The following is an 8572-nucleotide window of genomic DNA, read 5'->3' as shown; positions in this document are numbered from 1 at the left end:
TACCTCCTTATTATCCGACGGAGATGCGGTATGCTCAATATACGAAGTCTGACATTCGGACACGAGCTCTGCCGTAATCAAGCGCTACGGCAGAGCTCGTGTCCGAATGTCAGACTTGACCCCGATTTTATTTGGATGGCGCGCCGTCGTTGCGCAGCAGCTGCGACATGTACTGCGGCGTGATGCCGAGGAACGATGCCACCACCTTCTGCGAGATGCGCTGCTCCAGCCCCGGATACTCGCGGCGGAACGCGCTCAGCCGTCCCTGCGCCGGCGAGGCGCTCAGGTAGCGGCGCCGGCTCTGGTCGATGATGCCGCGCTCCGATACCTTCAAATAGTAATCGCGCAACAGGTTGTTGCTGTGCGCTAGCTTGCTGATCTCCAGCCAGTCCAGCCGATAGCCGTGCACCGCCGTCTCCGCCACCACGAAGTTGAGCGCCGGCTCGTCGTCGCGCGCGCGCAGCAGGTCGTCGTGCGCGGCCGCCGGTTCGCCGTCGGTCAGGAAGTGCAACGTCACCTCGTTGCCGGTCTCGGTGATGAAGCCGGTGCGCGCCACGCCGCTGTGCAACCAGACGACGCTGCTGGCCAAGCTGCCGATGCGCTGCAAATACTCGCCCTTGCGCAGGCTCACCGCCACCGCCAGCGGCGCCAGCATGCGCGTCACTTCGTCGTACATTTCAGGAGTGACTTTGTATCGGCGGGCAACAATTTCCCGGTACTTTGCTCTGTGTTCTAAGAATGCCTGGTTCATTTTTCGTGGTCGTCTTCATCCCGGCATGTAAATGGCCGTACATATCAGTCGGAAGTGTAAACGTTTTCTCAGTCCTCAACGCAATTTTTGTTGTGATTTGGAATGAAAAACGAAAATATATTTTAAACTTCAACTAGATGAATGGCGCTGCGGATTGGCGTTGCCATGGGCTCGCGGCAAGCCAGGCCGGCGGCACGATGGAAGCGCTGGTGGGCCGCGTCGGCCGCGTGACCGCCGTCATGGCCGAGATCAGCAACGCCGGCAGCGAGCAGGCCAATGGCATCGGGCAGATCGACAATTCAATGACGCAGATGGATCAGGTGGCGCGGCAGAACGCCGCGCTGGTGGAGCAGGCCGCCGCGCCGGGGCGGGCGGCGCTGGCGGCAACCATGGGGCGCCCCCGGCTGGCCGGCGGCCGCCGGTTCCGGCCGAACGCGGCCGAAACCAGCTAAACTGTTCACGCCTTTTCCGGCGAGCCGATGAAGCGGTAGATCGCCGCGCCCAGCAGCGCGCCGACGATGGGCGCGACCCAGAACAGCCACAGCTGGCTGGTGGCCCAGTCGCCCACGTACAGCGCCACGCCGGTGCTGCGCGCCGGGTTGACCGAGGTGTTGGTGACCGGGATGCTGATCAGGTGGATCAGGGTCAGGCCCAGGCCGATCGGCAGCGGCGCGAAGCCCTTCGGTGCGCGCTCGTCGGTGGCGCCCAGGATGATCAGCAGGAACATCATGGTCATCACCACTTCCGTCACCAGCGCCGCCAGCAGCGAGTATTTGCCCGGCGAATGCTCGCCGTAGCCGTTGGAGGCGAAGCCGGCCATGACGTCGAAGCCGGCCTGGCCGCTGGCGATGGTGTACAGCACGCCGCCGGCGACGATCGCGCCCAGCACTTGCGCGACGATGTAAGGCAGCAGCTTATTGGCCGGGAAGCGGCCGCCGGCCCACAGGCCGATCGATACCGCCGGATTCAGGTGGCAGCCCGAGATATGGCCGATGGCGTAGGCCATCGTCAGCACCGTCAGGCCGAAGGCCAGCGAGACGCCCAGCAAGCCGATGCCGACACCGGGAAAAGCCGCCGCCAGCACCGCGCTGCCGCAGCCGCCGAGCACCAGCCAAAAGGTTCCAAAAAATTCCGCGCCGTATTGTTTCATATTATTCCCCGTATTCAATAATTAGATCTTAGTAGTCAAATTTGCATCATTGTCATGCAACGTTGGCAATCTAACCGGGAAGCGCGCAAATGTCGAGTGCAGAGTTTTCAAGCGGACGGTAAACACAGCAGCAGGCGGGTGCGGGCGCTGTCGTCCTGGGCCGCCAAAGTGCCGCCTTGCACCTGCGCCAGCAGGCGCGCCGCGTACATCGCCAGCACCGCCTCGTCGCCCGGCCGTTCGGCCTGGCCGTGCAGGCAGGCGCGCTGCGCGGCCGGCAGCACGCCGGCATACTCCAGCGTCAGCGCCCAGTTGCTCCCTTCCAGCGTGGCGCCCAGCACGATCGAGGTGCCGGCCGGCGTGTGCGCCGCCGCGTTCAGCAGCAGGTGTTCGCACAGCATGGCGCACAGCGCCGGATCGCCCAGCAAGGTGGCCGGTTGCGCCGGCAGCATCACCGGGTGGGTGACGGCGATGGCGGCGGCGGCGTGCGCCAGCAGCGGGTTCAGCGCCACCGGCGCGGCCTGCGGCTGGCAGGCGCCCTGTTCGATGCGGCACAGTTCCAGCGACAGCCCGGCCAGCCGCAGCGCGCGGCGCGCCGCCTGGTCCAGCGCCTCCAGCTGGGCGCGCAGCGCCGGCGCCGCCGCCAGCTCGGCCATCAGCCGCGCGCTGGCGGCCAGCACCTCGGCCAGCGGCGTGGCCAGGTCGTAGCGGCTCAGGCGCTCGACTTCCTCGCGCAGCTGGGCGTTGTCGGTCACGGCCGAATTCTGCCGGCGCAGCTCGGCCATGGTGCCGGCCAGCCGCAGGTGGGTGCGCAGGCGCGCCTTGAGGATGGCCGGGTCGACCGGCTTGGTGACGTAGTCCACCGCGCCCAGCTCTAGGCCGCCGATGATGTCGTCCGCCTGGTCCTTGGCCGACAGGAAGATCACCGGGATGTCGGCGGTGGCCGGATCGGCCTTGAGCCGGCGGCACACTTCGAAGCCGTCCATCTCCGGCATCATCACGTCGAGCAGGATCAGGTCGGGCCGGTGCAGCGGGATGATCTCCAGCGCCTTCTTGCCGGAGATCGCCACCTTCACGCCGTAGCCGTCCTCGGCCAGCATGCCGGCGATCACCTTGATGTTGGTGGCGATGTCGTCCACCACCAGCACGGTGGCCTCGCGCAGCCGCTCCTCCAGCGGGCGTTCCATGCCGATCAGCGGCGCCGGCGCGCTGGTCCCGGCGGCGGCGGGCATGGCGGCGCGCCGCAGCGCCGCGCGGCGCGCGGCGGCGTCGCCGCGCGACTGGAACATCGCCTGCAGCTTGCTGTGGAAGGTGGCCAGCGTGAAGGGCTTGATCAGGCAGTCGGTCACGCCGGCCTGGGCCGCCGCGCGCAAGCCGTCGCGGTTGGCCTCGCTGGGCAGCAGCATGAACGGCAGCTCGCGGTCGGAAAGATTGCTGCGCACCCATTGCAGCAGCTGCAGCCCGTTCATGCCCGGCATGTCGAGGTCGGAGATGACGGCGGCGATCGGCCGCTCGGCCAGGATGCGGCAGGCTTCCTCGCCGCTGCCGGCCAGGTAGACGTTGACGAAGCCCAGGTCGGCCAGGATGCCCTTGACCACGGAGCGCATCTGCTGGTTGTCGTCCACCACCAGCAACGGCAGTGTAGGGTCGATATTCAAGGCGGGCATAGGCGGGTTCCAGCATGAAAGTAAATCGCCCGGCGGAAGGGGTTCCGGCAGGCGGTTGCGCGGGTGCAACAGCTGCGCGGGCAGCGGTCGCACAGGCGCACATCTTAACGTTAAATTATTTCTCTTCGGAAGCAATTTAAAGCGCTGTCGCGTAAAACAACCGATACAATTGAATTGCCACCTACATTGTGGCGCAGGCTGAGTTTCTGGGATACAGTTGGACTCACGGCATCCACTAAACGAGGTGCCGAGAGACTCTACAGCGGGGTGGCGTCCAGTGAAGAACACTAGCGGCTTCGATAGTAAAATCTTGCTCCCCTTCGGCCTGGCCGGCGGCGGCGCACTGGGGACAATGTGGGCCGGTTGGGGTGCCTGGGGCTGGTACACGGTGCTGTGGTCGGCCGCGCTGCTGGCGGCCGCGGCATGGAGCGTGCGCGGCGCCGCCGCGTCGGCGCTGGGCGGCGGCGAGCGCGCCATGATCGAGGACTACCTCGACGCCCGCGAACGCTTCGGCGACGCCGTGCTGCCGATCTGGTGCCGCCACATCGAAAACTCGCGCACCCAGATGGAGGAAGCCGTGGCCGACCTGGCCGGGCGCTTCTCCAGCATCGTCGACAAGCTCGACGACGCGGTCCACGTCTCCAGCCACGACAGCGGCAAGGGCGGCAAGGGCGACGGCAGCTCGATGACCGAAATCTTCTCCCGCAGTGAAACCCAGCTCGGCTCGGTGGTGACGTCGATGAAGTCGGCCATGTCGTCCAAGCACGCCATGCTGGCCAAGATCAAGGACCTGGAACGCTTCACGCGCGAACTGCGCGACATGGCCGAGGGCGTGGCCAGCATCGCCGCCCAGACCAATCTGCTGGCGCTGAACGCCGCCATCGAGGCGGCGCGCGCCGGCCCGGCCGGACGCGGCTTCGCGGTGGTGGCGCAGGAAGTGCGCAACCTGTCGAGCCGCTCGGCCGAGACCGGCCGCAACATCTCCAACCGCGTCGGCCTGATCAGCAGCGCCATCCTGGCCGCCAGCCAGGCGGCCGAGCAATCGAGCGAGCAGGAGGACAAGTCGATGCAGTCGGCCGAGGGCATGATCGTTTCGGTGCTGGGCGACTTCCGCCAGATGACCGACGCGCTGGTGCAGTCGGCAGACAAGCTCAAGCAGGACAGCATCGGCATCCAGGGCGAGGTGGGCGAGGCGCTGGTGCAGCTGCAGTTCCAGGACCGGGTCAGCCAGGTGATGGCCCACGTGCGCGAAAACATGGAGCTGCTGCCGGCGCTGCTGCGCGACAACCGCGAGCGCTACGCCGCCGACCAGGTGCTGCAGGCGCTGGACGCCCAGCCGCTGCTGAGCGAGCTGCAAAAAACCTACGCCATGGCGGAAGAGCACGCGGTGCACGGCGGCTCCAGCCACGCCGCGCCGGTCGCCGCGGCCGCCGACGAGATCACCTTTTTCTGATGTTTTTTCTGACGATTAACCGAGGTAGAGAACATGGCTAAAACCATCATGGTGGTCGACGACTCGGCCTCCCTGCGTCAAGTGGTCGGCATCGCGCTCAAGGGCGCGGGCTACGAGGTCATCGAAGGGCGCGACGGCGTCGATGCGCTGTCCAAATGCACCGGCCAGAAGATCCATCTGGTGGTGTGCGACGTCAACATGCCCAATATGGACGGCATCACCTTCGTGCGCGAATTCAAGCAGCTGCCCTTGTACAAATTCACGCCGGTGATCATGCTCACCACCGAGTCGCAGGAGAGCAAGAAGGAAGAGGGCAAGGCGGCCGGGGCCAAGGCCTGGGTGGTCAAGCCGTTCAAGCCGGAAGTGCTGCTCGGCGCCGTCGCCAAACTGGTTTTGCCATAACTCACGGAGGACGCCATGTCCGATGAATCAGGAGTCGCCGTCGCCCGCATCGCCATCGACGGCGAGATGACGATCTACCGCGCCGCCGACCTCAAGGCGACCGTGCTGGACGCCCTGCGCAAGACCCAGGTGCTGGAGATCGACCTGTCCGGCATCACCGAACTCGATACGGCCGGCCTGCAAGTGCTGATGCTGGCCAAGACCACCGCCAACGCCCACCAGCGCGAGCTGCGCCTGGTCAAGCACAGTCCGGCGGTGGTGGAAATCCTGGAAATGCTGGACCTGGGCGCCTTCTTCGGCGACGCCCTGCTGATACACGCCTGAACCATCCATCTGCGTATTTTTGTTCCGAGGGTATGCCATGAACCTGGACGAAGCACTACAGACATTCATCACCGAAAGCCGCGAACTGCTGGAAGACATGGAGAACGCGCTGCTCAACGTCGACATCGCCGGCGACCAGGGCGAGGCGATCAACGCCATCTTCCGAGCGGCGCACACCATCAAGGGCTCGGCCGGGCTGTTCAGCCTGGACCACATCGTCGCCTTCACCCACGTGGTCGAGAGCCTGCTGGATGAAGTGCGCGACGGCCGCGTGACGCTCAACGATGAAATGATCGTGCTGCTGCTGTCCTGTTGCGACTACCTGTCCGGCATGACCGACGCGCTGGCCGCCGGCCAGCTGGACGCCGATCCCGACACCGCGCCGGAAGGCGAGATGCTGCTGCAACAGCTGCGCCGCCACATGGCCGGCGCCGCCGCCGAGGCCCACGCCGAGCCGGCGCAAGCGCCGCTGGCGGTGCACGCCGAGCCGGGCGTCGAGCGCATCGACCAGGCACGCGGCGACAGCGACTACTGGCACATCTCGCTGCGCTTCGGCCGCGGCGTGCTGCAGAACGGCATGGACCCGATCGCCTTCCTGCGCTACCTGGCCAAGCTGGGCAAGATCGTCGGCATCGCCACCGTGCCGGACGCGCTGCCGGCCGCCGACGACATGGACGCCGAGCTGTGCTACCTGGGCTTCGAGATCGCCTTCGACAGCACGGCCGACCGCGAAGCCATCGCCGGCGTGTTCGAGTTCGTGCAGGACGACTGCGAGATCCGTATCATTCCGCCGCACAGCAAGGTGTCGCACTACGTCGACCTGATCCGCGCCCTGCCGGAGCAGGCCGCGCGCCTGGGCGAGATCCTGGTGCGCTGCGGCAGCGTCACCAGCTTCGAGCTGGAAGGCGCGCTGCACCAGCAATCCCATCCCGACAACCCGCAGGACGAGGTCTCGCCGCAGCAGCTCGGCAGCATCCTGGTCGGCGCCGGCAGCGTGCCGCCGGTGGTGGTGGAGGCCGCGCTGGCCAAGCAAAAGCAGGTCAGCGAGCAGAAGGCGCAGGAAAGCCGTTCGATCCGCGTCGACTCCGACAAGCTGGACCGCCTGATCGACCTGGTGGGCGAACTGATCATCGCCGGCGCGCGCGCCAATATGATCGGCCAGCACATCCAGAACACCGAGCTGCAGGAATGCACCTCGACCCTGTCCGGCCTGGTGGAGGAGGTGCGCGACGCCGCGCTCGAGCTGCGCATGGTCAAGATCGGCGCCACCTTCAACCGCTTCCAGCGCGTGGTGCACGACGTCGCGCGCGAGCTGGGCAAGGACATCGGCCTGATCGTCGACGGCGAGGATTCCGAGCTCGACAAGACGGTGGTGGAGAAGATCGGCGATCCGCTGATGCACCTGGTGCGCAACGCCATGGACCACGGCATCGAGCCGGGCGACGTGCGGGTGGCCAACGGCAAGCCGGCCAAGGGCATGATCAAGCTCAACGCCTTCCATGAATCGGGCAGCATCGTCATCGAAGTGTCCGACGACGGCGGCGGCCTGCGCAAGGAAAAAATCCTGGCCAAGGCGGTCGAGCGCGGCCTGGTGGACGCCGACCGCAAGCTGGCCGACAGCGAGATCTACAACCTGATCTTCGAGGCCGGCTTCTCGACCGCCGAAAAAATCACCAACCTGTCCGGGCGCGGGGTCGGCATGGACGTGGTCAAGCGCAACATCACGGCGCTGCGCGGCAGCGTCGACGTCTCCAGCCGGGAGGGCGCCGGCACCACCGTCACGGTGCGCCTGCCGCTGACCCTGGCGATCATCGACGGCTTCCTGGTGCAGGTGGGCGGCTCGGTGTTCGTGATCCCGCTCGACATGATCGAGGAATGCATCGAGTACGCCACCGAGCCGGGGCAGGACTACTGCAACCTGCGCGGCCAGGTGCTGCCGTTCGTGCGGCTGCGCGAGCTGTTCCGCATCGGCGGCGCCGCCACGCGGCGCGAGAGCATCGTCGTGCTCAAGCTGGGCAACCACCGCGCCGGGCTGGTGGTCGACACCTTGCTGGGCGAGTTCCAGACCGTCATCAAGCCGCTCAGCCCGATGTTCAGCGAAGTCAAATGCATCAGCGGCTCCACCATCCTGGGCAGCGGCGAGGTGGCGCTGATCCTGGACGTGTCGGCGCTGATGCACACCGTCAGCGGCAAGGGCGCCAGCGTCGCGCTGGCGGCCTAGCCGGCCGCGCAATTGTGGAGAGGATGAGATGAATACAGCAGCGACCGAATCAGTCAACAAGGTGGTCACCTACGGCAGCAGTGCGATGATGGTGCTGCAAAGCGGCGCCGCCCTGCCCAGCCAGTTCCTGACCTTCATGCTGGGCGAGGACCCGTACGCGGTCGGCATCCTGCACATCAAGGAGATCATCGAGTACGGCGCGCTGGCGGCGGTGCCGATGATGCCGCCCTGCGTGCGCGGCGTGATCAACCTGCGCGGCGCGGTGGTGCCGGTGATGGACCTGTCGGCGCGCTTCGAGCGCGGCCCCAGCGTGATCGGCAAGCGCAGCTGCATCGTCATCGTCGAGGTCGAGGGCGGCGCCGGCGACAACAAGCAGGTGCTGGGCATGCTGGTCGACGCCGTCAACGCGGTGGTGGAGATCGCCGCCGGCGACATCGAGCCGGCGCCGCCGTTCGGCACCCGCATCCGCCCCGACTTCATCGCCGGCATCGGCAAGGTCAACGGCAAGTTCGTGATCCTGCTCGACATCGAGCAGGTGCTGTCGAACGAGGAAATTGTTGAAATGGCGCGCGGCACCGTCGCCATGCACCACTGCTGAAGCGGCGGA

At 66.4% G+C, this 8572-nt stretch carries 9 protein-coding genes; 6 read left to right on the top strand and 3 right to left on the bottom strand.

All coding sequences use genetic code 11. From position 1 onward, the window contains the following. Positions 1-127: 127 nt before the first annotated feature. Positions 128-676 (bottom strand): Crp/Fnr family transcriptional regulator, encoded by a 549-nt coding sequence (locus AC1RMD_RS29270; protein WP_492932049.1) that lies wholly within the window; start codon positions 674-676, stop codon positions 128-130. 272 nt (positions 677-948) lie between these two features. On the opposite strand from AC1RMD_RS29270, the gene AC1RMD_RS29265 reads away from it, so the two are divergent. Further along, complete coding sequence (locus AC1RMD_RS29265) at positions 949-1203, top strand: hypothetical protein (RefSeq protein ID WP_492932047.1); 255 nt, start codon at positions 949-951, stop codon at positions 1201-1203. A 5-nt stretch (positions 1204-1208) separates the two neighbouring features. Here AC1RMD_RS29265 and aqpZ read toward each other — a convergent pair whose 3' ends face one another. Next, positions 1209-1901: an aquaporin Z gene (aqpZ, locus tag AC1RMD_RS29260; protein ID WP_492932045.1), complete on the bottom strand. Its 693-nt coding sequence runs from the start codon at positions 1899-1901 to the stop codon at positions 1209-1211. Between the two features lie 107 nt (positions 1902-2008). Continuing rightward, complete coding sequence (locus tag AC1RMD_RS29255) at positions 2009-3565, bottom strand: response regulator (protein ID WP_492932043.1); 1557 nt, start codon at positions 3563-3565, stop codon at positions 2009-2011. 352 nt (positions 3566-3917) lie between these two features. On the opposite strand from AC1RMD_RS29255, the gene AC1RMD_RS29250 reads away from it, so the two are divergent. From AC1RMD_RS29250 to AC1RMD_RS29230, 5 genes are read left to right on the top strand one after another with little or no spacing between them, the layout of a single operon-like run. Then, a complete protein-coding gene (locus AC1RMD_RS29250) occupies positions 3918-5018 on the top strand; it encodes a methyl-accepting chemotaxis protein (RefSeq protein ID WP_492932051.1) in 1101 nt (366 codons plus the stop codon). 33 nt (positions 5019-5051) lie between these two features. After that, a complete protein-coding gene (locus AC1RMD_RS29245) occupies positions 5052-5420 on the top strand; it encodes a response regulator (protein WP_492932041.1) in 369 nt (122 codons plus the stop codon). A gap of 15 nt (positions 5421-5435) precedes the next feature. Beyond that, complete coding sequence (locus tag AC1RMD_RS29240) at positions 5436-5744, top strand: STAS domain-containing protein (RefSeq protein WP_492932039.1); 309 nt, start codon at positions 5436-5438, stop codon at positions 5742-5744. 37 nt (positions 5745-5781) lie between these two features. Then, positions 5782-7965 carry a chemotaxis protein CheA gene (locus AC1RMD_RS29235; RefSeq protein WP_492932037.1) on the top strand — a complete coding sequence of 728 codons (2184 nt, stop codon included), beginning with the start codon at positions 5782-5784 and terminating at the stop codon, positions 7963-7965. Between the two features lie 28 nt (positions 7966-7993). Next, the gene (locus tag AC1RMD_RS29230) at positions 7994-8563 is read left to right on the top strand and encodes a chemotaxis protein CheW (protein ID WP_492932035.1); all 570 of its coding nucleotides are present in this window, start codon (positions 7994-7996) and stop codon (positions 8561-8563) included. The last annotated feature ends 9 nt before the right edge of the window (positions 8564-8572 follow it).

Source organism: Duganella sp. GW822-FHT06D06, from assembly GCF_058799615.1.
Note: the sequence above shows the minus strand (reverse complement) of the source record. Positions and strands in the feature narration are given on the sequence as shown.